Annotated in this window: 24 protein-coding genes; 15 read left to right on the top strand and 9 right to left on the bottom strand. The window is 63.0% G+C overall.

Annotation, left to right across the window (positions count from 1 at the left end; genetic code table 11):
- The first annotated feature begins 58 nt into the window (after positions 1-58).
- A complete protein-coding gene (locus tag C8K58_RS25575) occupies positions 59-922 on the top strand; it encodes a sensor domain-containing diguanylate cyclase (protein ID WP_027603502.1) in 864 nt (287 codons plus the stop codon).
- Between the two features lie 62 nt (positions 923-984).
- Here C8K58_RS25575 and C8K58_RS25570 read toward each other — a convergent pair whose 3' ends face one another.
- The 6 genes from C8K58_RS25570 to hpaA all read right to left on the bottom strand — a co-directional run bounded on the left by C8K58_RS25570 (position 985) and on the right by hpaA (position 7,343).
- Entirely contained in the window at positions 985-2,433 is a 1,449-nt protein-coding gene (locus C8K58_RS25570) for an amidase (protein WP_043293242.1), read from the bottom strand.
- Between the two features lie 16 nt (positions 2,434-2,449).
- Positions 2,450-3,682 (bottom strand): MFS transporter, encoded by a 1,233-nt coding sequence (locus C8K58_RS25565; RefSeq protein ID WP_027603500.1) that lies wholly within the window; start codon positions 3,680-3,682, stop codon positions 2,450-2,452.
- 10 nt (positions 3,683-3,692) lie between these two features.
- Positions 3,693-4,625: a transporter gene (locus C8K58_RS25560; protein WP_027603499.1), complete on the bottom strand. Its 933-nt coding sequence runs from the start codon at positions 4,623-4,625 to the stop codon at positions 3,693-3,695.
- A 68-nt stretch (positions 4,626-4,693) separates the two neighbouring features.
- Entirely contained in the window at positions 4,694-5,674 is a 981-nt protein-coding gene (locus C8K58_RS25555) for a helix-turn-helix domain-containing protein (protein WP_027603498.1), read from the bottom strand.
- Between the two features lie 167 nt (positions 5,675-5,841).
- On the bottom strand, positions 5,842-6,264 hold the full coding sequence (hpaR, locus tag C8K58_RS25550) for a homoprotocatechuate degradation operon regulator HpaR (RefSeq protein WP_027603497.1): 423 nt from the start codon (positions 6,262-6,264) through the stop codon (positions 5,842-5,844).
- A gap of 173 nt (positions 6,265-6,437) precedes the next feature.
- A complete protein-coding gene (gene hpaA / locus C8K58_RS25545; protein WP_027603496.1) occupies positions 6,438-7,343 on the bottom strand; it encodes a 4-hydroxyphenylacetate catabolism regulatory protein HpaA in 906 nt (301 codons plus the stop codon).
- A 161-nt stretch (positions 7,344-7,504) separates the two neighbouring features.
- Between hpaA and C8K58_RS25540 the strand changes: the two genes are divergently transcribed.
- From C8K58_RS25540 to hpaI, 8 genes are read left to right on the top strand one after another with little or no spacing between them, the layout of a single operon-like run.
- Positions 7,505-8,173, top strand: a complete 669-nt coding sequence (locus C8K58_RS25540) for a fumarylacetoacetate hydrolase family protein (protein WP_065939659.1) — start codon at positions 7,505-7,507, stop codon at positions 8,171-8,173.
- Positions 8,170-8,940, top strand: a complete 771-nt coding sequence (locus C8K58_RS25535) for a fumarylacetoacetate hydrolase family protein (protein ID WP_027603494.1) — start codon at positions 8,170-8,172, stop codon at positions 8,938-8,940. Before C8K58_RS25540 ends, C8K58_RS25535 begins: the two co-directional genes overlap by 4 nt.
- 5 nt (positions 8,941-8,945) lie before the next feature.
- Positions 8,946-10,406, top strand: coding sequence for a 5-carboxymethyl-2-hydroxymuconate semialdehyde dehydrogenase (gene hpaE, locus C8K58_RS25530; RefSeq protein WP_027603493.1), 1,461 nt, complete (start codon positions 8,946-8,948; stop codon positions 10,404-10,406).
- Positions 10,407-10,452: 46 nt separating this feature from the next.
- Complete coding sequence (gene hpaD, locus C8K58_RS25525) at positions 10,453-11,310, top strand: 3,4-dihydroxyphenylacetate 2,3-dioxygenase (RefSeq protein WP_027603492.1); 858 nt, start codon at positions 10,453-10,455, stop codon at positions 11,308-11,310.
- A gap of 45 nt (positions 11,311-11,355) precedes the next feature.
- Positions 11,356-11,748, top strand: a complete 393-nt coding sequence (locus C8K58_RS25520; RefSeq protein WP_108574575.1) for a 5-carboxymethyl-2-hydroxymuconate isomerase — start codon at positions 11,356-11,358, stop codon at positions 11,746-11,748.
- 51 nt (positions 11,749-11,799) lie between these two features.
- The gene (locus C8K58_RS25515) at positions 11,800-13,104 is read left to right on the top strand and encodes an MFS transporter (RefSeq protein ID WP_108574574.1); all 1,305 of its coding nucleotides are present in this window, start codon (positions 11,800-11,802) and stop codon (positions 13,102-13,104) included.
- A gap of 12 nt (positions 13,105-13,116) precedes the next feature.
- On the top strand, positions 13,117-13,920 hold the full coding sequence (hpaH, locus tag C8K58_RS25510) for a 2-oxo-hept-4-ene-1,7-dioate hydratase (protein ID WP_027603489.1): 804 nt from the start codon (positions 13,117-13,119) through the stop codon (positions 13,918-13,920).
- Between the two features lie 13 nt (positions 13,921-13,933).
- Positions 13,934-14,737 carry a 4-hydroxy-2-oxoheptanedioate aldolase gene (gene hpaI / locus C8K58_RS25505; RefSeq protein WP_108574573.1) on the top strand — a complete coding sequence of 268 codons (804 nt, stop codon included), beginning with the start codon at positions 13,934-13,936 and terminating at the stop codon, positions 14,735-14,737.
- A gap of 41 nt (positions 14,738-14,778) precedes the next feature.
- Here hpaI and hpaR (C8K58_RS25500) read toward each other — a convergent pair whose 3' ends face one another.
- Positions 14,779-15,201: a homoprotocatechuate degradation operon regulator HpaR gene (gene hpaR / locus C8K58_RS25500; RefSeq protein WP_027603487.1), complete on the bottom strand. Its 423-nt coding sequence runs from the start codon at positions 15,199-15,201 to the stop codon at positions 14,779-14,781.
- Positions 15,202-15,440: 239 nt separating this feature from the next.
- Between hpaR (C8K58_RS25500) and C8K58_RS25495 the strand changes: the two genes are divergently transcribed.
- From C8K58_RS25495 to C8K58_RS25470, 6 genes are all read left to right on the top strand, one after another.
- Positions 15,441-16,739 carry an FAD-binding oxidoreductase gene (locus C8K58_RS25495; RefSeq protein ID WP_027603486.1) on the top strand — a complete coding sequence of 433 codons (1,299 nt, stop codon included), beginning with the start codon at positions 15,441-15,443 and terminating at the stop codon, positions 16,737-16,739.
- A gap of 31 nt (positions 16,740-16,770) precedes the next feature.
- Positions 16,771-17,136, top strand: coding sequence for a cupin domain-containing protein (locus C8K58_RS25490; protein WP_027603485.1), 366 nt, complete (start codon positions 16,771-16,773; stop codon positions 17,134-17,136).
- Positions 17,137-17,193: 57 nt separating this feature from the next.
- Positions 17,194-17,853, top strand: a complete 660-nt coding sequence (locus tag C8K58_RS25485) for a LuxR C-terminal-related transcriptional regulator (protein ID WP_065923952.1) — start codon at positions 17,194-17,196, stop codon at positions 17,851-17,853.
- An 85-nt stretch (positions 17,854-17,938) separates the two neighbouring features.
- Positions 17,939-18,760 (top strand): molybdenum cofactor biosynthesis F family protein, encoded by an 822-nt coding sequence (locus C8K58_RS25480; RefSeq protein WP_065923951.1) that lies wholly within the window; start codon positions 17,939-17,941, stop codon positions 18,758-18,760.
- Positions 18,753-19,553, top strand: a complete 801-nt coding sequence (locus C8K58_RS25475) for an SDR family NAD(P)-dependent oxidoreductase (protein ID WP_027603482.1) — start codon at positions 18,753-18,755, stop codon at positions 19,551-19,553. Before C8K58_RS25480 ends, C8K58_RS25475 begins: the two co-directional genes overlap by 8 nt.
- Positions 19,546-20,316: an SDR family oxidoreductase gene (locus C8K58_RS25470; protein ID WP_027603481.1), complete on the top strand. Its 771-nt coding sequence runs from the start codon at positions 19,546-19,548 to the stop codon at positions 20,314-20,316. The genes C8K58_RS25475 and C8K58_RS25470 overlap by 8 nt, the downstream gene beginning before the upstream one ends.
- A 23-nt stretch (positions 20,317-20,339) precedes the next feature.
- Here the strand turns inward: C8K58_RS25470 and C8K58_RS25465 are convergent, their stop codons facing one another.
- On the bottom strand, positions 20,340-20,969 hold the full coding sequence (locus C8K58_RS25465) for a TetR/AcrR family transcriptional regulator (RefSeq protein WP_065923948.1): 630 nt from the start codon (positions 20,967-20,969) through the stop codon (positions 20,340-20,342).
- 15 nt (positions 20,970-20,984) lie between these two features.
- Positions 20,985-21,947: a transcriptional regulator FeaR gene (feaR, locus tag C8K58_RS25460; RefSeq protein ID WP_065939648.1), complete on the bottom strand. Its 963-nt coding sequence runs from the start codon at positions 21,945-21,947 to the stop codon at positions 20,985-20,987.
- Positions 21,948-22,000: the final 53 nt, after the last annotated feature.

The following is a 22,000-nucleotide window of genomic DNA, read 5'->3' as shown; positions in this document are numbered from 1 at the left end:
CGCCCCAGCTCATGATCGGGCTATGATCGACCGATATGAACCGGACGCCCGATGCCCCATGCCCGTTGACCTGCAAGCGCTGTACCCGAAACTGATCCACCTGATGCTGGATACGGTATTTGTCGTCGACGGCGACAGCCAGATTGTCTTCGTCAGCGATGGCTGCGAGGCCCTGCTCGGCTACCGTGCCGACGAACTGGTCGGCACCCTGATCACCCAATACATGCACCCGGAAGACCTGGCGCGCACCCGAGCCTCGATTGTGCGGGTCATGAATGGCCACTCCCATGTCGACTTTCGCAACCGCTACATACGCAAGGACGGCAGCGTGGTGCACATCCTGTGGGCGGCCTTCTGGTCCAAAGAGGTGGGCGCGCGCATCGGCGTCGCACGGGACGTGACGGCGCTCACCCAGGCCGAAGAAGAACTGCGCTTCCTTGCCCACCATGATCCGCTGACGGGCCTGACCAACCGCTCACTGTTCAATGATCGGCTGGACCAGGCCCTGCACAGTGCGCAGTCCCACAACCGCGGCCTGGCATTGCTGTTCCTGGACATCAATGACTTCAAGGGCATCAACGATGTGCATGGCCATGCCATGGGCGATCGCGTGCTGTGTGCGATTGCCCGACGCCTGGAACGCTGCGTACTCGACAGCGACCTGGTGGCGCGGATGGGCGGTGATGAGTTCACGGTGCTGTTGACCGACATCCCGTCGCGGGAGGCTATTTCTGCCAGGGTGGTGCAGATACTCGTGGTCATGGCCGAGCCGCTGGGGCCCGAGTTTGGTGGGGTGAAGATGCCGTCCTGCAGCATCGGCGTGGCGGTTTATCCCCAGGACGGGGAAGATGCCGATACCCTGCTCAGCCATGCGGACGGTGATATGTACCGGATAAAACGGCAGCGATTCGCGGCTGAATGACCAGAAGGCGTTTTGCATCAGGCAGGTCGGTCCACCCGCCCGATGCAGAAGCCCTCAGAGGCTCACAACCGACAGGCGTTGACCGGCGGAACCCGGCCGCGCCAGGGCTGGGCCCGCTCCAGCTGCCCCGCAAGGGCCAGCAGGGTACTTTCTTCGCCAAAGCGAGCGGCGAAGTGGGCGCCCATCGGCAGGCCGGCAGCGCTCCAGTGCAACGGCACCGACATTGCCGGTTGCCCGCTGGCATTGAACAGCGCCGTGAACGGTGAGTAGCTGTGGAACCGTTCGATCAGTTCCTCCAGGCTCAAGCGATCGTCTTGCAGGTCCAGCTCCCCGATCGGCACCGGCTCGCGGGCCAGGGTCGGCGTGAGGATCAGGTCGTAATCCTGCATGAACACCGCCAACTGCCGGCCCAAGGCATGAATCCATTCCACGGCACCGGCGTACTGCGCACCGCTGACAGCCCCTTTGCAGCGCAGGATAATGCGGGTGCGGGCTTCCAGCTCCTCAGGCTGTACGGCGAAACCGCGCATCTGCCCCAACACATCGACGTAGTGACGCGTGCTTGCACCGATGATGGTGAAGACCTGATCGAGAAATGCCGGCAGCGCCACCGGCAAATTGACCGGTTCAACGCGGTGGCCCAGGGATTCGCACAACCTGGCGGCCTGGCGTACGGCTTGCACACTTTCGCCGGAGGTCGGCCAAGGCCCGAGCTGCTCGACCAGGGCGATCCGCAGCGGCCGAGGGTCCTGCTGCAGCGCGGTGACATAGGGCTGCGCCTGCAGCGGCGCGGCATAAGGTGCGCCCAGGTCGATCCCGGCCGTGGCATCCAGCAGCGCGGCGCTGTCACGTACCGACAAGGTAATCGCATGGGGGCTGCCCATGCCGGCCCAGCCCTCGCCGATCATCGGCCCGGAAGGCAACAGCCCACGGCTGGGCTTGAGGCCGAACACCCCACAGCAGGACGCCGGCACACGCAAGGAACCGCCGCCATCGTTGCCATGGGCAAACGGTACGACGCGCGCCGCCACCAAGGCTGCCGCGCCGCCGCTGGAACCGCCGGCACTGTGGCCGATATTCCAGGGGTTGCGCGTGGCGCCAAAGCGGTTCGACTCGGTGGAATACGAGGTGCCGAATTCGGGTGAGGTGCTGGTACCGACAATCACGCACCCGGCACGGCGGATACGGCTTACGTGTTCGGCGTCAAAGTCAGCGCGAGCGCCTCCCAACGCCTGCGAGCCATGGGTCATCGCCGCGCCGTTGACCGGCGAAAACAGATCCTTGATCAGGGTCGGTACCCCGGCAAACACACCGGGGCCGGGGCGCGACGCGCGTACCGACTGGCGGGCCGAATCGTAAAGCCGCTCGGCCACCGCATTCAGCTGCGGTTCGACCCGTTCGATACGCTCGATCACCGCTTCCAGCAGTTCGCCGGGCTGCACCTCACCGCGCCTGACCCATTCGGCCAAACCGGTGGCGTCTTCGCTGTCCAGCAGGTTGTGGATGTCCATGCCTATCTCCTCTTGATTACGAATGACTTGATCCGAATGCCTGGGTCAGCGCTTTGCGCCGTGCTTGCAGGCCTGCCAGTGCCCAGGCCAGGGCCGAGGCAAAACTGGCGCAGGCCAGCCACAGGATTGAACGACGCACGTCACCCGAGTAAACGCTGAGCACGGCCACCACCAGCGGGCTGACAAATTGACCGAAATACAGAAACGCCGTGAACCCGCCCAAGCCGCGCCCGCGGGTTTTCGCGCTCAGGGCATTCATCACCGGCGCCATCGCGTTGGGCACCAGCAGCCCGGCGCCCAGGCCATGGATCAGCACGGCCACCAGCACCATGCTGTAGCTCGGTGCGCGCATCAGCAGCCACAACCCCAAGCCCAGCAGGCTCAGCAACAGCGCATTGCAACCGGGGATACCGATGCGCCGGCGCAGCAGCGGCCAGGCTAACGAACCGCCCAGGGTCGCCAGCAGACTGCCCCCCGCCGACAGCCCGATCATCGTGCTTGAAGTGATGCCGAGGCTGACGAGTAAAACCGGCGCCTGGATCGGCACGATAAAACTCAGCACCATCCCACTGAGGATCAGCAGATAACCGAGCACCAACGGCAGCACGGCCACCCTGCCCTGTTCAGCCACCTCGACGGGCTGGCGAGCGGCGGCGGGTTCCCACAGCACCTTGATCATCATCGGCACCAACAGCAGTGGCAGCAGGTACAGCAGGAATGGCAGACGCCAGGAGTGTTCGCCCAACGCGCCGCCCACGACATAGAACAGCGAGCCGACCAAACCGATGGTGACCACTTGCCGATTGATGTAGCGCAGCCGTTCCTCGCCGTGCCAATAGTCGGCAATCAGCGTCGCGCAACAGGTCATCACCGCCGCCTCCGCCGCGCCGAACAGCAGGCGTACAGCGACGATGGCGGGCAAGTTATCCAGCAGCGCCGGGATGGCCCCGAGCACGGCATACAACAGCGTGGCGATTATCAGCAACGCCTTGCGCCCGACCCGGTCGGCCAACCAGCCGGCCAGGGGCGCGCACAGCGCAATCGCGAGTGCCGGCCCGGTGACCGCCAAGGGCACCAGCAGGTCGGCGCGCGGTTCCAGTGCACCGAACTCGGCGCCCAGCTTGGGCAGGATCGGCGCGACCATGGCCGCGCCCATGATGGTCAGGCTGCTGCCCAACATCAGCACCAGCCCTTCACGGCGCCCGGTGGCTTGCCGCGGCGAGGGGGAATCGGAATGTGATGAGTTCATGGCCAGCCCCTTAGAAACTTTGAGAAATGCGCAGTGCCACGGTGTAACCCTCGGCACGGTTGCGGGCATCGGTTTCCTTGTAGGCGTGCAGCCAAATGGGCGGCAGGCCGGGCTTGAAGTAACTCACGGCCGGCCCGACAGCCAGCACCCGCGCCCGGTTGCCCGATTGCAACCCCGGGGCGTCGTCATCGCTGAACTGGCGGTAGTAGTAACCACCCAGGCCCAGGGTCCACGGCCCTACATGCTGGCCCACGGCAAATTCGTGGCGGTATTCGACACCGTTCTTGTAGTCGGTCGCGGGGTTGCGGGTATTGACGTCCACCTCAACGCTTGAGGAAACCTCGAAGCCACTGTCGGTGATGTAGGTGGCGTTGACGATCGGCGAGAACGTCCAGTGATTGAGCCCTGGGGAAATCAAACGATTCTTGTCGTAGTCACCGGTGGGCGCCTGGATCTGCAGTTGCGTGTTGATAAACAGGTTCGGCGACAGGTTCCATTGCAGGATCACCGGCAGAAACTGCATGTCGGCCATTCGAAACGGATCGGCCTCCAGGCTCAGCGGGCCGGCCGGGGTCGGTACCTTGACGGAAGCGTCCATCTTGAAGAACGGTACCACCACCCCGAAACCATAGTTGGCGCCCAGCACCGTGTGATCGGTCATGCGCATGTAGGCGACGCCGATGGACAACACATCCAGTGAGAAGTGGTTGTCGACGGAGCGACCGTTACGGTCCTTCTGCACATTGGCCGAGTAAAACGCCGTGCGCAGTCCCACGGTCCCGAACGGCGTGGCCGGCGGCATCATCCCCGCGCCGAAATCGTACACGCCGACAGCGGTGGTCGGCGCACCGTTCTCGGTGGCCTGGACACCGGCGCAGCAACCCAGCAGCCCCAGGGTGAACAGCGTCATGCGTGTGGCGCTTGCATTATTGTGGTGAATCATCGAATGCCCCTCCCATCAAGTGGTGTGGGCCATCCTAGTAACGCGCAGAGTGAGGCGGTTATCCGTTTTCAGCAGAGTTGCGTGCGACGCAGGGTCTGGGAAGGGCTTTCGCCGAACATGGTGCGGTAATCGCTTGCGAACCGGCTCAAATGCCAGAAGCCCCAGCGCGCCGCCACTTCCTGTACGCCGTGGGCTTGGGTGCTGGTTCGCAGTTCGCGGCGCACCGCATTGAGGCGCAGTGCCCGCAGATAGGCCACCGGGTTGATGCCCAGCGTCTCCTGAAAACAGTACTGGAGTTTGCGCCGGCTGGCGCCGATGTGGTTGCACAGGTCGAGGATCGACAGCGGCTCGTCGAGGTGACTCAATGCATATTCGCGGGCGCGATCGACCATCCTTTTGCGCGCCGTGGGGTTGAGGGGTGGCGCCTGGTCCGGGGCGATCAACTCCAGCATATGCAGCATCACCGCATCGCGGATGCCGCGGCGGATCGAGTCATGCCCGAGCACGGCATCGCAGCCCGCCAGCTCGTCGAACAACGCCGCGAGGTCACGTTGCACGGGTGAATCACCCAAGCGGTAACACCTGGGAAGATCGGTAATTCGAAACTGAATGCCCTGGCACTCCAGCACATGTTCCAGGGCGTGCTCTTCGATGGCCACGCCGAGCAGGTCCAAGTGCTGTGGAGTGTGCAGCTCGGGCAGGTTTTCACCGTGGGCCACCAACAGGCTGGGCTCGTGGATCGGATGCCCCGAGCAATACACCGGGCCGTCGGCACTCAAGGGAATGCTGAAGGTGATCGCACCTTTCCAGGCCACACCACTCTTGACCATGGCCTGATTAGAGCGGTCGCGCACCAGTTGCATCCAGTCCGAGCGGAACTCCAGCAACTCACCGGCAAAGGAGCCAGGTGACAACTGATCGTAGCGAACCTGCCAGCCGCCCATATTGCGAGCGTGCTCGTCGATGTCGCTGGTCAGGAAACGCTGGAGGGGTAACGCCGGTGGAAGCACCACCGAGGCCGCAGGCATCTGCACATTATTATTGTTCATTGACCTAACCTTTTTCAGTTGCAAGGCTTACAGGTCGTATCGCACGCAAGTTCCATTCCGAACCCGGGGCAGCGCGTGCATGTGTGCCGAAAATGGATAGTGAGGATGTGCGCCGGCGATGCCAGCCTCGGGCAAATACGTTCACCTGTTAATGAATTTTTTCACCTTCAAGGCTTGATGTTTTTCAGCTCATTGAGCAAGTCCAGCAACTGCTGCATTTTCTCCGCGCCAAACTGCGCTTCGATTTTCTGGTAGTTGCTTTCCATGCCCTCGCTCATGGAGACGAAACACTGCTGGCCGCGCTCGGTGAGGCCCACGAACACCCGGCGCTGATCCTGGCTGGACTTCTGCCGGCGCACCAGGCCGTCGCGCTCCAGGCGGGTCAACACTCCGGTCATGCTCGGTTTCAGGATGCAGGCCTGCTGGGCGAGCTGGTGGCTTTCGAGTTCGCCCTGCTGGCGCAGGATCCGAATGACCCGCCACTGTTGCTCGGTCAGGGCATGCTTGTTCAGTGCCGGGCGGAAGAACGCCATTGCGGCTTCACGGGCTTGCAGCAGGGTCAGGGTCAGCGAAGGTCTGGGGTTGGCCATATCGGCACCAATTGGATGGGCGAGTCGGCAGCTTAGTGTCGCCGGCCAACCGCTGCAAGCAGCCTGGGGGCTGTGAAAAGTACAATCGGTTCGGCGTAAAAGCCATTCTGTTGCACCGCGGCGATGCTCATGATGATCCGCACAAGATCAACAAGACCTCCCTTATGCCTGGCTCAACGCAATCCCGATTGGCGCTGGCGGTACTCCCCCGGAGTGAGCTGGGCGTAACGCTGGAAAAAACGGCTGAAATAGGCTGGGTCCTTGAACCCCAGCTGATAGCAGATCTCGTTGGCCGAGCTGCCGGTAAACAGCAGCAGGCGCTTGGCTTCCTGCATCAGGCGCTCCAGGATCAGGCGCTTGGACGGCAGGTCGGCAATGCGCCGGCACACATCATTGAGCCGTGCTTCTGTCACCCCAATGCCCTGGGCATACCGCGACAACGGCCAGTGTTGCTGGTAGTGCGCTTCGATCAGCTCGTTGAAGCGGTGGAAGATTTTCAAGTCTTCGTGACGGGCGGGCGTGGCTTTCAACGAGTTCGAACACAGCCGCAACAGGCTGATCATGATCAACCGCGTCAGGCTGTCCAGGGCTGCGCTGCGCCCGGAACGCTGGGCTTTTACCTCTTCGCGCAGTTCCTCGAACAGATAATCCAGGCGGCGGATATCGCCCGCGTATTGCGGCGCCAACTGCGTCAGGGCGACACACGCGGCCGGCAATTGCACACCGGCCGGCGCCAGGCTGGCGTCGGCTTCGATCAGTTGCCACACCAGTTGCTGACGCACCGTCAGCACATGCCCGTCACTGTCGGCTTCGGTCACAAACGAGTGCGGCACCGTGGGTGGCGTGAGGAAGAACATCGGCCCGGACTCGACGTATTGCTGGTCGTCCAGGTACACGCGCACGGTGCCGCTTTTTACGTAGTGAACCTGGAAGAACCGGTCATGCCGGTGAACGGGCATGTTGCGCCCGAAGAAATCCGCCAGGTTGGCCAGCTTGTCGTAATGGACTTCGGCGTCGCTGTAGCGCTGGTCGTACACCTGGCCAATGTTGATGTTCGGGATGGGTTGACGGTCGCTCATCGCACGCTACTCGTTTTTATTGTGATTGCCCTGATGCAGCGGTGCTCACCCTGCAAGCACCCCGTGGACAGTCTACACCCTTGACGATAGTTAACATCTTAATTATAACTGTTAACACATTAACTAAATGCAAGGCCGCCATGGCCCTGCCAGGAGAACCCATGAGCCGTGCCTTGCATGACATCGCGACCGGCACCCTTTTCGGTGTCGCGCTGAACTACCAGGGGTTGCTCAAGCAGCGCCTCGCCGAATTCGAACAGCCGCCGTACCAGAAACCGCCGGTCAAGCCGGTGCTGTTCATCAAGACGCCCAACACCCGCAACCAGCACGGCGCCGAGGTGGTGCATCCCGGCCAGGGCGAGCGCCTGCAACCTGGGCCGGCATTGGGGGTGGTGATGGGCAAGAGCGCCAGTCGCGTCAGCGCGGCCGAAGCCCTCGACTACGTGGCCGGCTACACCCTCGTCAATGAGTTCAGCCTGCCGGAAGACAGCTACTACCGCCCCGCCGTCAAAGCCAAATGCCGCGATGGGTTCTGCGCCATCGGGCCCGAGCTGATACCCACCGCACAGGTGTCGAACCCGCACAATCTCGCGATCACGCTGTACGTCAACGGCGAGGTTCGCCAGCACAACACCACGGCCAACTTCGTGCGCAATATTCCATTGCTGATCGCCGAGATCAGCGAATTCATGACCCTGCACGCGGGCGATGTGCTGATCACCGGCACGCCCGAAGGCCGGGTGGATGTGCAGCCAGGCGACACCGTGGAGGTCGAGATCAGTGGCCTCGGCCGCCTGGTCAACCACATCAAGGCAGAGGAGCTCCCATGAAACACGCCCGTATTCGCTTTGAAGGTGAAGTCCATTCGGTACAGGTCGAAGCTGAAAACGCCGTGCGCCTGGCCGACGGCCGCCTGCTGGCCGAAGACCAGGTGCAATGGCTGCCACCGGCCACCGGCAGCATGTTCGCCCTGGGCCTGAACTATGCCGACCACGCCGCTGAACTGGCGTTCAAGCCGCCGACCGAACCCCTGGCCTTCATCAAGTCCGTGGGCACCTACACCGGCCACAACCAGGTGACCTGGCGCCCGGATAACGTCGCCTACATGCACTACGAGTGCGAGCTGGTGGCCGTCATCGGCAAGCCGGCGCGCAACGTCAAGCGCGAAGACGCCCTGGATTACCTGGCGGGCTACACGGTGTGCAACGACTACGCGATTCGCGACTACCTGGAAAACTACTACCGGCCCAACCTGCGCGTGAAAAACCGCGACGCCACCACGCCCGTCGGCCCATGGATCGTCGATGTGGCCGATGTGCCGGACCCGAGCAACCTGAAACTGCGCACCTGGATCAACGGCGAGTTGCGCCAGGAAGGCAGCACCAGGGACATGATTTTCGACATTCCCTACCTGATCGAATACCTGTCCAGCTTCATGACCCTGCAACCCGGCGACATGATCGCCACCGGCACGCCCGAAGGCCTGGCGGACGTCGTGCCGGGCGATGAAGTGATTGTGGAAGTCGAAGGCGTAGGCCGCCTGGTTAACCGAATTGTCAGCGAAGCGGCGTTCTTCAGCGCCCGTAAAGAGGCTTGAGCAGCATGATCAAACATTGGATCAACGGCCGTGAGGTCGAAAGCAAAGACGTGTTCGTCAACTACAACCCGGCCACCGGCGAAGCCATCGGAGAAGTCGCCAGCGGCGGCGCCGAGGAAGTCGCGCAAGCCGTGGCGGCGGCCAAGGAAGCCTTCCCGAAATGGGCCGGCACCCCGGCCAAGGAACGGGCGCGCTTGATGCGCAAGCTCGGCGAACTGATCGAACAGAACGTGCCGCACCTGGCCGAACTGGAAACCCTCGACACCGGCCTGCCGATTCACCAGACCAAAAACGTGTTGATTCCCCGCGCCTCGCACAACTTCGATTTTTTCGCCGAAGTCTGCACGCGCATGGACGGCCACAGCTACCCGGTCGATGACCAGATGCTCAACTACACCCTGTATCAGCCGGTGGGTGTCTGCGCGCTGGTGTCGCCGTGGAACGTGCCGTTCATGACCGCCACCTGGAAAACCGCGCCGTGCCTGGCCCTGGGCAATACCGCCGTGCTGAAGATGTCCGAGCTGTCGCCGCTGACCGCCAACGAACTGGGGCGCCTGGCGGTGGAGGCCGGGATTCCAAAAGGCGTGCTCAATGTCATCCAGGGTTACGGCGCGACCGCCGGCGATGCCCTGGTGCGTCACCCCGATGTCCGCGCGATTTCCTTCACCGGCGGCACTGCCACCGGCAAGAAAATCATGCAGACCGCCGGGCTGAAGAAGTACTCCATGGAACTGGGCGGCAAGTCGCCGGTGCTGATCTTCGAAGATGCCGACCTGAAACGCGCCCTCGACGCCGCGCTGTTCACCATCTTCTCGCTCAACGGCGAACGCTGCACCGCCGGCAGCCGGATCTTTATCCAGGAAAGCGTGTACCCGCAGTTCGTCGCCGAGTTTGCCGCGCGCGCCAAACGCCTGATCGTCGGCGACCCGCAAGACCCGAAGACCCAGGTCGGCTCGATGATCACTCAGGCCCACTACGACAAGGTCACCGGCTACATCAAGATCGGTCTCGAAGAAGGCGCCACTCTCCTCGCCGGTGGCCTCGAGCGCCCGGCCAACCTGGCGGCGCATCTGAGCAAGGGCCAGTTCATCCAGCCCACGGTGTTCGCTGACGTGAACAACTCCATGCGTATCGCCCAGGAAGAGATCTTCGGCCCCGTGGTGTGCCTGATTCCGTTCAAAGACGAAGCCGAAGCCTTGCAACTGGCCAACGCCACCGAGTACGGCCTGGCGTCTTACATCTGGACCCAGGACATCGGCAAGGCGCATCGTCTGGCCTATGGCATCGAAGCGGGCATGGTGTTCATCAACAGCCAGAACGTGCGCGACCTGCGCCAACCGTTCGGCGGCGTGAAGGGCTCCGGCACCGGCCGTGAAGGCGGCCAGTACAGCTTCGAAGTGTTCGCCGAGATCAAGAACGTGTGTATCTCGATGGGCAGCCATCACATTCCACGTTGGGGCGTCTGAGCAACACCAGTCCCCCGATGACAACAACAATTTCAGGAGCATCATCATGGGCGAAGTCGTCCTGGCGGCGAAAATCTGCCACGTACCCTCGATGTATTTGTCGGAGCTGCCTGGCAAGCACCACGGCTGCCGCGAAGCGGCGATTGCCGGGCACAAGGAAATCGGTCGGCGCGCCCGCGAGCTGGGCGCCGATACCGCCGTGGTGTTCGACGTGCACTGGCTGGTCAACAGCGCCTATCACGTCAACAGCGGCGAGCACTTCAAGGGCATCTACACCAGTAACGAACTGCCGCACTTCATCAAGAACATGGCCTACGAATACCCCGGCTGCCCGGAGCTGGGCGAACTGATCGCCGCCGAGGCCAACGCCGCCGACGTGCGTACCCTGGCCCACAACATCCCGAGCCTGGAGCTGGAGTACGGCACCCTGGTGCCGATGCGCTACATGCACATGGGCGTACCGGACGAGCAGAGCTTCAACGTCGTTTCGATTGCCGCCTGGTGTGCCTGGCATCGCCTGCAAGACAGCTTCACCTTCGGCGCCGCCGTGCGCCGGGCCATCGAGAAGAGCGATCGCAAAGTCGTGGTGCTGGCCTCGGGTTCGCTGTCGCACCGCTTCTCCGACGACCGCAATGCCGAAGCCAATATCCATAACTGGACGCGCGAATTCGACAAACAGGTCGACCTGCATGTGGTGGAACTGTGGCGCCAGGGCCGCTGGAAAGAGTTCTGCGCCATGCTCCCGGACTACGCCGAGCATTGCTTTGGCGAAGGCAAGATGCACGACACCGCCATGCTTCTCGGTTTGCTCGGCGGGCCGGACTACGACAAGCCGGCCGAGATCATCACCGAACCCTTCGGCAGCTCGGGCACCGGGCAGATCAACGCCATTTTCCCTGTTTGACCGCATGGCCGCGCGGCATCCCCGCGCGGCCTGAAGGAGCCGTTCATGCCCCACTTCATCGCTGAATACACCGACAACATCGAACAGCAGGCAGACCTGCCGGGCCTGTTTGAAAAAGTCCACGCCAGCCTGGGCGACAGCGGCGTGTTTCCCCTGGGCGGCATCCGCAGCCGTGGCGTGCGCCTGGACACCTGGCGCATGGCCGACGGCAAGCATGACTACGCGTTCGTGCACATGACGTTGAAGGTCGGCCATGGCCGCGACCTGGCCACCCGCCAGCAAGTCGCCGAGCGCCTGTTCGAGGTCATCACCGAGCACTTCGCCGCGCTTCAGGCCCAGCGCCTGCTGGCCTTGTCGTTTGAAATGCTCGAACTGCACGAGCAGCTCAATTTCAAGCAGAACAACGTGCATGCGTTCCTCAAGGCGCAGGTCGGTTAAGGCGCCCTGCCCGTTCACACCCTCGGCCTCTCAGATAAAAAGTATAAGACCATGAGCACAGCCCATACCGCCGACAACCTCGGCCAGGTCGCACGCGACCGTACTCACAGCACCATCACCTGGCGGCTGATGCCGCTGTTGCTGGTCTGCTACCTCTTCGCCCATCTCGACCGCATCAACATCGGCTTCGCCAAGATGCAGATGAGCGCGGACTTGAACTTCAGCGACACGGTCTATGGCTTCGGCGCCGGCCTGTTCTTCGTGGCCTACGCGCTGTTCGGCGTCCCCAGCAACATGGCCCTGGACCGTGTCGGCCCAAGGCGGTGGATTGCCACGCTGATGGTGGTGTGGGGCGTGCTGTCGACCTGCATGTTCCTGATCGACAGCGCCATGGGCTTCTATGTGCTGCGCTTTTTGCTGGGGGTGGCCGAGGCCGGTTTCTTCCCGGGCATCCTGGTGTTTCTGAACCGCTGGTACCCGGCCGGGCGTCGCGCGCAAGTCACCGCCCTGTTTGCCATCGCGGTGCCGATGGCCGGGGTAATCGGCGGCCCGCTGTCCGGCGGCATCCTTGAACACTTCCACGACCTGGGCGGCCTGCGCGGCTGGCAATGGATGTTCGTCATCGAAGGCGCCCCCGTGATTCTGCTCGGGCTGGTGGTGCTCAAGTGCCTGCCGGACAGCTTCGAGACGGTCAAGTGGCTGGCGCCGGAACAGAAGCAACACCTGCGCGAGCAACTGCACCGGGAAGAACACCGCAAATCCATCACCTCGTTTTCCGCCATTCTCAGCAACCCACAGGTGTGGCTGCTGGTGGCGGTGTACTTCGCGGTGATGCTGGCGGTCAACACCCTGGCGTTCTGGATGCCGACGCTGATCCACGGCGCCGGCATCGGCAGCGACGGCAAGGTCGGCCTGCTCAGTGCGGTGCCGTACCTGGCCGGGTGTTTTTTCATGATCGGCTGCGGGCGCTCGTCCGACCGCCAGCGTGAACGCCGCTGGCACCTGTGCGTGCCCTTGCTGATGTCGGCCGTGGGCATCGCCATCGCCGGGCTCGCCCCCGCCAACCCGGCCGTGGTGCTGGGTGGCCTGATCGTCGCCGGCATGGGCGCCAGCGCGGCGTTGCCGATGTTCTGGCAACTGCCTCCCGCGTTCCTCTCCAATAACACCCAGGCCGCCGGGATCGCCCTGATCAGCTCGTTCGGCAGCATCGCGTCATTCTTCGCGCCCTACCTGATCGGCTGGATGCGCGACACCACCCAGAGCGCCAGCCTGGCCCTGTACGTCCTGGCGCTGCTGATTGCTCTCGGTGGCCTGCTGGTGCTGCGCACACGGGCGGCCATCGTCAACCCTCAATAAGAGACTCTTGCCATGCTTGATCAATCGCTCATTTTGCAAGCCGCCGCGCGCCTCGACCAGGCCGAACGTTCACGCGAACAGGTGCGTCAGTTTTCCCTCGATCACCCGGCGATCACCCTCGAAGACGCCTACGCCATCCAGCGCGCCTGGGTGGAACAGAAAATCAGGGACGGGCGCAAGCTGGTCGGCCACAAGATCGGCCTGACCTCCCGGGCCATGCAGGTCTCGTCCAATATCACCGAGCCGGATTACGGCGCGTTGCTGGACGACATGTTCTTCGATGAAGGCACCGACATCCCCTTCGAGCGCTTTATCGTGCCGCGCGTCGAGGTGGAGCTGGCGTTTATCCTGGGCAAACCGCTGAAAGGCCCGAACGTGACGGTGTTCGACGTGCTCGACGCCACTGAATGGGTGATCCCCGCGCTGGAGATCATCGATGCGCGCATCCAGCAGGTCGACCCGCACACCAAGGCGACCCGCAAGGTGTTCGACACCATCTCCGACAACGCCGCCAACGCCGGCGTGGTCATGGGCGGGCGGGCCGTGCGGCCCACCGAGATCGACTTGCGCAAGGTGCCCGCGGTGCTCTACCGCAATGGCGTGATCGAAGAGTCCGGCGTCTCCGCCGCCGTGCTCAATCACCCGGCCAAGGGCGTGGCCTGGCTCGCGAATAAACTGGCCGCCTATGACGTCACCCTGCAACCCGGACAAATCATCCTGGGTGGCTCCTTCACCCGCCCGGTGGCGGCCAACCCTGGCGATACCTTCCATGTCGACTACGACATGCTGGGTTCGATTGCCTGCCGATTCGTTTAACGGGAGAGTGCTCATGGACATGCCTGTCAACACCTTCAAACGTCGCCTGCGCAGCGGTGAAGCCCAGATCGGCCTATGGCTGGGTCTGGCCGATGCCTATTGCGCGGAACTGGCCGCCAATGCCGGTTTCGATTGGCTGCTGATCGACGGCGAACATGCGCCCAACGACCTGCGCGGCCTGCTCGGCCAGCTCCAGGCCGTGGCGCCCTACCCCAGCCAGCCGGTGATTCGCCCGGTGATCGGCGACACCGCGTTGATCAAGCAAGTGCTCGACATTGGCGTACAGACCTTGCTGGTGCCCATGGTGGAGAGCGCAGAACAGGCGCGTACGCTGGTGAACGCCATCCACTATCCGCCCAAGGGCGTGCGCGGCGTCGGCAGTGCGCTGGCCAGGGCTTCACGCTGGAACAGCATTGCCGGTTACCTCGACCACGCCGATGAGCAGATGTGCCTGCTGGTGCAGATCGAAAACCGCGAGGGCCTGGCCAACCTGGAGGCGATTGCGGCGGTGGAAGGCGTCGACGGGGTGTTTATCGGGCCGGCGGACCTGAGCGCCTCGATGGGCCATCGCGGCAACCCCGGCCACCCCGAGGTGCAGGCCGCCATCGAAGACGCCATCGCGCGCATCCGCAACGCCGGCAAAGCCGCCGGCATTCTCAGCGCCGACCAGGCACTGGCGCGGCGCTACATCGAACTGGGCGCGGCGTTCGTGGCGGTGGGCGTGGACACCACCGTGCTGATGCGCGGGCTGCAAAGCCTGGCGGCGGCCTTCAAGGACTCACCGGCGCCTGCCGTCACAGCCGGCGGCGTCTACTGACGCAGCCTCGCTTGCGCTCGGCAGCTGTGGGGCTAGCTCAACTAGCGCTTGAGGGTTTTCAGTTCGTTGAGCAAGGTCAGCAAGGTCTGCAACTTCTCTTCGCCAAACCCCGCCTGCAAGCGCTGGTAATTGGCTTCCATGCTCTGGCTCATGGAGTCGAAACAGGCTTGCCCCTTCTCGGCCAGCCGCACCAGCACGCGGCGTTGGTCCTGTTGCGCCTTGCGCCGCTCCACCATGCCTGCCGCTTCCATGCGCACCAGCACCCCGGTCATGCTCGGCTTGAGGATGCACGCCAGCTCGGCCAGGCGGTTGATCTCAAGCTCCTCATGCTGGCTGAGAATCCGAATGACCCGCCATTGCTGCTCGGTCAGTCCGTGTTGATTGAGCGAAGGGCGAAAAAACCCCATGGCGGCTTCACGCGCATGGAGCAAAGTGAGGGTCAGGGATTGGCGCGGTTTGGACATGGATGGCGGCGTCGCAATTGGTTAACAGATTAACAACATTCTAGCATTGGCGATTGTTGCCCGTGTGCGGCTTTACCGCGCGGCCGGATTCAGGGTGGATGATTGGCAGCCACGGTCAAGAGCGGCGGCACACAGAATCAAGACACCTACCGCGCGGAAGGCACCTAATACACCCCAACAGGCACAGAGCTTCGTGTCGGCTCTGCAGTGAGTTTCCCTTCACTTTTCCAGGCTGCGCCATGATCAATATCGAAACGCCGACCTACTACTCGGCAACCAAGAAATACAACCTCAGTTTCCCCACCCTCGAACAGGACGTGGAAGCCGATGTGGTGGTGATTGGCGGCGGTTTCTCCGGCATCAACACCGCATTGGAACTGGCCGAAAAAGGCATCACCAACATTGTGGTGCTCGAAGCGCGCTACCTGGGTTTCGGCGGCACGGGTCGCAATGGCGGGCAGATCATGGCGGGGATCGGCCATGACCTGGAGAAAATCAAGAACCAGGTCGGCGACGAAGGCCTGCGCCAGATCTTTGAAATCAGCGAGCTGGGCGCCGGCATCATCAAGGATCGCATCGCCAAGTACGCGATCGACGCCGACTTCTGCCACGGCTACGGCTACATGGGCTTCAACGCCCGCCAGGAAAAAACCCTGCGCGCCTGGGAGAAGGACTTCAAGTCAATCAACACCAAGGACGAAATCCGCTTTATGGCGGGGTCCGAGGTCAAGCAGATCATCGGTTCCGACGCCTACACCAGCGCGCTGCTGCACATGGGCGGCGGGCACGTGCACTCGCTGAACCTGCTGCTGGGCGAAGCCAAGGCCCTGGCCGGCCACGGCGTGCGCATCTTTGAGCACAGCCCGGCCCTGGAAGTCAGTTATGGCGAACGCATCACCGTGCGCACCGGCCGAGGCTCGGTCAAGGCCTCCAAGTTGCTGTGGGCCTGCGACAGCTTCCTCAACAAGCTGGAACCGGAACTGCACAAGACCACCGTCAATACCTATGCCTTCCAGTTGATGACCGAACCGCTATCCGACGAGCTGATCAACCGCATCAGCCCGATTCGCGGCGCCTACAGCGATATCCGCCCGGTGATCGACTACTACCGGGTCACCAACGAAAACCGTTTGCTGTTCGGTGCCGCCACGCCTTTCGTCGAGCACATCCCGCTGGACCTCAAGGCCTGGAACCGCAACCTGATGCTGAAGATTTTCCCCTACCTCAAGGACGTGAAGATCGACCTGGCGTGGGGCGGGCCGATGGCCACCGGGGCCAACCTGTTCCCGCAGATCGGCACGCTCAGCGGGCGCCCGAATGCCTTTTATGTGCAGGGCTACGCCGGCTTCGGGGTCACGCCCAGCCACATCATCTGCAAGGTCCTGGCCGAAGGCATGAGCGAAGGCTCGTCGCGCTACGACCTGATCAGCGCGGTCAAGCATGCGCAGATCCTGGGCAAGGACCATATCCGCCCGCTGCTGCTCACGGCCGGCAAAAGCCTTCATCAACTTTCGGGCTACTTCAACGGTCGCCGTTGAGCCCCGCTGTTTCATTCACAGGAGAACTGCCATGCCCGTTACCCCCCTGAAGAAAGACATCCAATTATCCGACCTCGATGCCTGGGGCACCGTTGCCGACCTCGGATCCGAGATCCTCGAGGGCGAAGTCAAAGCCTTTGGCAAAATGACCTTCGGCGCCCCGACCGACGCCGTCAGCAGCGCCTATTTCGGCACCACCCAAGGCAAGTTCCGGATGGTCTACCCGTTCGCCGAACAGGCCACGGTGGTCACCGGCGAAGTGGTGCTGACCGACGAAAGTACTGGCCAGAGCACCCGTTACAAGGCGGGCGACAGCTGGTTCGTGACCCAGGGCACGCCGGTGCTGTGGGAGGTGGTAAGCGAGAGTTTTGTGAAGCACTATTTCGCGGTAGTCTGATCGCTCCCCTCTGCCGGCTTCGGCCGGCAGCGTTTGTTCCGGCGCAGGTGACTGACCATGCACGCCATCCCCGCTCAGGAAGTCGCCGGCCATTGCCTGCAGGCTTTCACTCAACTGGTGCCCGCCAGCCAGGCAGCGTTCTATTGTGTCGACCGCCAGTTGCAGGCCCGTGATTTCAGGCTGCAAGGCATGAGCGGTGAAATGCACCGCGACTACCTGGACAACTACCGCCAATTCGACCCGTTGCAACCGCGCAATTGCCTGTCCAGCGGGCTGGCGGTGGTGCCGCTGGGGTTCGCCATGGCCCGCCAGCCCCTGCGTGACAGCCGCCGCTATCAAGACTTCCTGCAACGCTATGGTGTGGTCGATGTGGTGGAGATCGTCGCCCATCGCGCGGACCAGCCCCAGGCGGCCATCTCCTTGCTGCGCACGGCGGAGCAAGGGGTGTTTACCCCCGACCAACTGGCTCAGCTCAATGCCTTGCAGGCGTTGCTGCAAATGGCCGTGGCCAATATGCAGCCCTGCGACGATGCATTGGCCGGGCTCACGCCCAAGGAACGCCAGATTGCTTGGTTATTGCGTCAGGGTGCGAGCAACAAGCAACTGGCCCTGGAGCTGGATGTCGGCCTGCCGACCATCAAGACGCACTTGATCCACCTGTTTCGCAAAACCGGTGTGAGCAGCCGTACCGAACTGGTCGCCGCGCTGTTTCTTTAAGTTGCCTCAACCCTTTGGTTGATAGGCACGCCAGGTTGCCAACCGCATGATCCGGGGTGTCCATTCCCTCAACCGGAGCCATGCAATGACCACTTCATCCGACTGGATCACCGTAGGCGCTCTCGCCGACGGGTTTGCCCCCGACGCGTTTATCCTGCCCAACCTGGCCGACCTCAACGGCAAGGCCTTCACCCTGCACTTCGCCAACGGCTGGCAGATCGAGCATCGCTTCGACACCGAGCAGTTGCACTGGCACGCCGCCGACGGTCACTCCAGCGGTTCGGCCGCCTACCGCGCCACCTCGGTCCGCCCGGGCCTGTACCTGGTCGACTTCATCAAGCATGAAGCCGGCCAGGCCTGGTCGATCAGCCTGGTGCTGGACACCACCACGTCGTCGTTCACCGCCGTGATCGGGCGCATGCCGGACCGCGAACAAACCGAGCAAGGCCTCTACAGCCGCGCCCTGGCCGGCAAGGCCCTGACCTCGGTGGACGTGGACTTCCTCCACGGCAGCCTGGATCAACCCTGGCAGCCGGGCCAATGCCCCCACGCGCCCACCCAGGAACTGACCGGCCTGCGCAACCTGTATCGCTACAGCCCCAGCGAAGTCTACGAGCACATCTACCTGAACGATCAGTTCTATGCCTGGCAATGCCTCAAGGGCGTGGAGCAAGGCCTGTGCGATACCGATCGCTGCCACTACTACAAGATCGCCGATCAGCTGTACCTGTTCGTCTGGCGCGAAAAGATCATCCCGACCCTCGGCCTGGTGCTGATCGACCTGCAACAGCACCGCAGCGACGGCAAGATCTTCGGCTATGCCGGCGCGTCGTTCGATGAGCTGTCGAACTTTCCAGTCAGCTCCTACTGCCAAGTGCTCAACCGCACGGAGTATCCCGATGCCTGATCCACGTACCGTTGTCATCACCGGTGCCGGCACGGGCATCGGTGCCGCCTGCGCACGCTTGTACGCCGCGGAAGGCGCCAACCTGGTGCTCATCGGCCGCCGCCGCGAGCCGCTGGAACAGGTTGCGCAGGACACCGGCGGCCTGGTGCTGGTCGGCGATGCGGCCTGCCCGGCCACCTGGGAGGGTTTCGTTGCGCAGATTGCTCAGCGCTACGGCCGCCTCGATGTGCTGCTGGCCTGCGCCGGCGGGCATGGCGTGGGCAGCGCCACCCAGACCAGCCCACACACCTGGGAGGCGGCCTTGCGCAGCAACCTGGACAGCGCGTTCTACAGCGCTCGCGCCTGCCTGCCGCTGCTGATCGAAAGCGCCGGCAATATCGTGCTGCTCGGTTCCATCGCCTCGCTGGCCGCCGGACCCGACGTATGCGGCTACACCACCGCCAAGCATGCGCTGCTCGGGCTCAATCGCTCCCTGGCGCGGGATTACGGCCCACGCGGCGTGCGGGTGAACGCGGTGTGTCCCGGCTGGGTTACCACGCCCATGGCCGACGAGGAAATGCAGCCGCTGATGAGCTTCCACGGCGACACCCTGCCGCAAGCCTATGCCCGCGTATGCGCCGACGTGCCGTTGCGGCGCCCCGCCAGCGCCGAGGAAATCGCCAAGGTGTGCCGCTTCCTGGCCAGCCCGGATGCCGCGATCATCACCGGCGCCAGCGTGGTCGCCGATGGCGGTTCGAGCATTGTCGATGTACCCACGCTGGCTTACGTCCATATGGAGCGTGCACATGCCTGAAGACTTGGATTTCAGCGGCAAGACCGTGCTGGTCACCGGCGGCGCCCAGGGTATCGGCCAGGCCATCGTCGAGGCGTTCGCCTGGCGTGGCGCCCGCGTCATGATCGCCGACCTGCGCCTGGCACAAGCCCAGGCATTGGCCGAGGGCTTGCGTGCGCGCGGCTGCCGGGTCGAAGCCATCGCACTGGACCTGGCCGAGGCGACGGCGGTGTTCGAAGGCATCAAGGCTATAGAACAGGACTGGGGCCGCCTGGATATCCTGGTGCACAACGCCGGCTACTTTCCGCTGACAGCGTTCGCGCAGATCACCCCGGCCGTTCTTGAACGCACGCTGGCGGTGAATCTCTCGGCCCTGTTCTGGCTGTCCCAGGCCGCCTTGCCGATGTTTCAACGCCAAGGCGGTGGCTGCGTGCTGGTCACCTCATCGGTCACCGGGCCACGGGTCGCCTATGCGGGGCTCAGCCACTACGCGGCGTCCAAGGCCGGGGTCAACGGTTTTATCCGCAATGCCGCGCTGGAGCTGGCGCCTTACCAGGTGCGCGTCAACGGCGTCGAGCCAGGGATGATTGCCACGCCGGCCATGGATAACCTGGGCGACAGCCAGGTCAATGCCGACATCGCCAGCCGCGTGCCCCTGGGACGCCTCGGTGCCGCTCAGGATATTGCCGGGGCCATGCTGTTCCTGGCCTCCGACCTGGCGACCTACATCACCGGGCAGACCATCGTGGTGGACGGCGGCTCGACGTTGCCTGAGGTGAAATGACCTCTGTCGGGATGTAAACCGGATCAAATCTGGGAGGGGCGGTGTATCCGTTGAATAGCGCTCGCCCCTTCAAGCAGCGACAGTGAATCACTGAACACCCGCGACAACGCCGCAAGCCGTTTGACGTAACCCTGGGGCGTCGAATAGATCAGCTCCACATGCAGGCTGTCGACGATACCCAGGTAAGCGTCACAAAACACCTCAAGCGCCTCGGGTCGTACCATCCGGTACCGCCCTTGCGCGGCACGCTGGAAATCCTCGCGAATGCTCGCCAGGTACCCCTCAAATCCTGCCGTAATGACGCTGCGAATATCCGCCGGCGGAAAGTAGGCCGTGCGCAACAGGAAGCGCAGGTGCGCCGACCCTGCATAGCGCCCGCGCAATCGCTCAAGGTGTAATTGCCCAGGCACGCCGGGGTGCCCGGCCTCTTCCTTGAAGCACTGCGCGATGTACTGGTGTTCATGGGCCAGGGCAATCTCGAAGACCGTCTGAAACAGCGCGTCCTTACTGACAAAGTGCGCGTACAGCGAGGCCTTGCGCATGCCCGCCCCGACCGCGATTTCGTTCAGCGATGAAGCGTCGTAGCCATAAGCGGCAAAGTGTTCGACCGCGACTGCACAAATGTTATGGGCCGACAGGGTGAGCGGTTTCATTGATCCATCGATACCCTATGCCGCACCGACCGCTTGCTGCAGATGAGTGGAACGAAAATCCTTGGGCGACAGCTCGAATTGCTTCTTGAACGAGCGGCTGAAGTGCGCGGAATCGGTGAAGCCCCACTTGTAGGCAATCGAGGTGATCGACTCGCTCTTGAGGAACGGGTTGGTCAGATCGTCCGCGCTGCGCTTGAGCCGCGCACGCTGGATGTAGCGGCAGACGCTGTCGTCCTGCTCTTCAAACAAGCGGTACAAATGCCGCACCGAGATGTTCAGGCGGCTGGCCAGGCCTACCGGACTGAGGCCGGGTTGGGTCAGGGACTCGTCGATGACTTTCTGTACATAACTGCGCAGGTTACTGCCGTGCAAGGATGTGGCGCTGTCGCCTGGAGCGTCATGCAGTTCGAAGGCTGAACCGAGCAGCGAAACAAACGCCGCTTGCAGCGCCTCGGCCTCTTCAATCGAATCCTGACCCTCCAGGCCCTCGCGGCACAGCTGGTCCATCAACACGTGGAGCATGCGCCCGCAGGCCTTGCTCGAAGAGATCTTGCCGAAGGTTTTCGAGGCGCTGCCCAGTTGCTTGCACACTTCGTTGCGCGAGAGTGACAGCGAGGCATGTTCGATAAGGCCAAAGGGGCTGATCTCGATCGAACCCGTGGAGTCCATCAGCAGCATATCGCCGGGGGCCAATTGAATGACCTGGCCGTTCTGGGTGATCTGGCAATAGCCACTGCGCTGGCTGACCAGGAAACAATGCTGGTCCATATCGTGATCGGCATTGGGTCGCTCGCGTTTGATCAGGCCGGCGTTGGTGCGCAGGTTGGCCAGTGACAGGCCGCCCCGGGAGTGCTTGGACACCTCACCGATGAACAGTGAGCGGTTGAAGGCCAGTTCCGTGTCGAAATGGCCGCAGGCCGCTCGCAGATCCCGAGTCCAGGTTTCCAACCCATAGTGCGCAGACTGATAGGTGCTCATGGCATCTCCACAATGGTTTCTTGTTTTTGTTGGCTAATAGTTAACATGTTATC

This window comes from Pseudomonas sp. GV047, assembly GCF_003058245.1.
Lineage (GTDB): Bacteria > Pseudomonadota > Gammaproteobacteria > Pseudomonadales > Pseudomonadaceae > Aquipseudomonas > Aquipseudomonas marginalis.
Note: the sequence above shows the minus strand (reverse complement) of the source record. Positions and strands in the feature narration are given on the sequence as shown.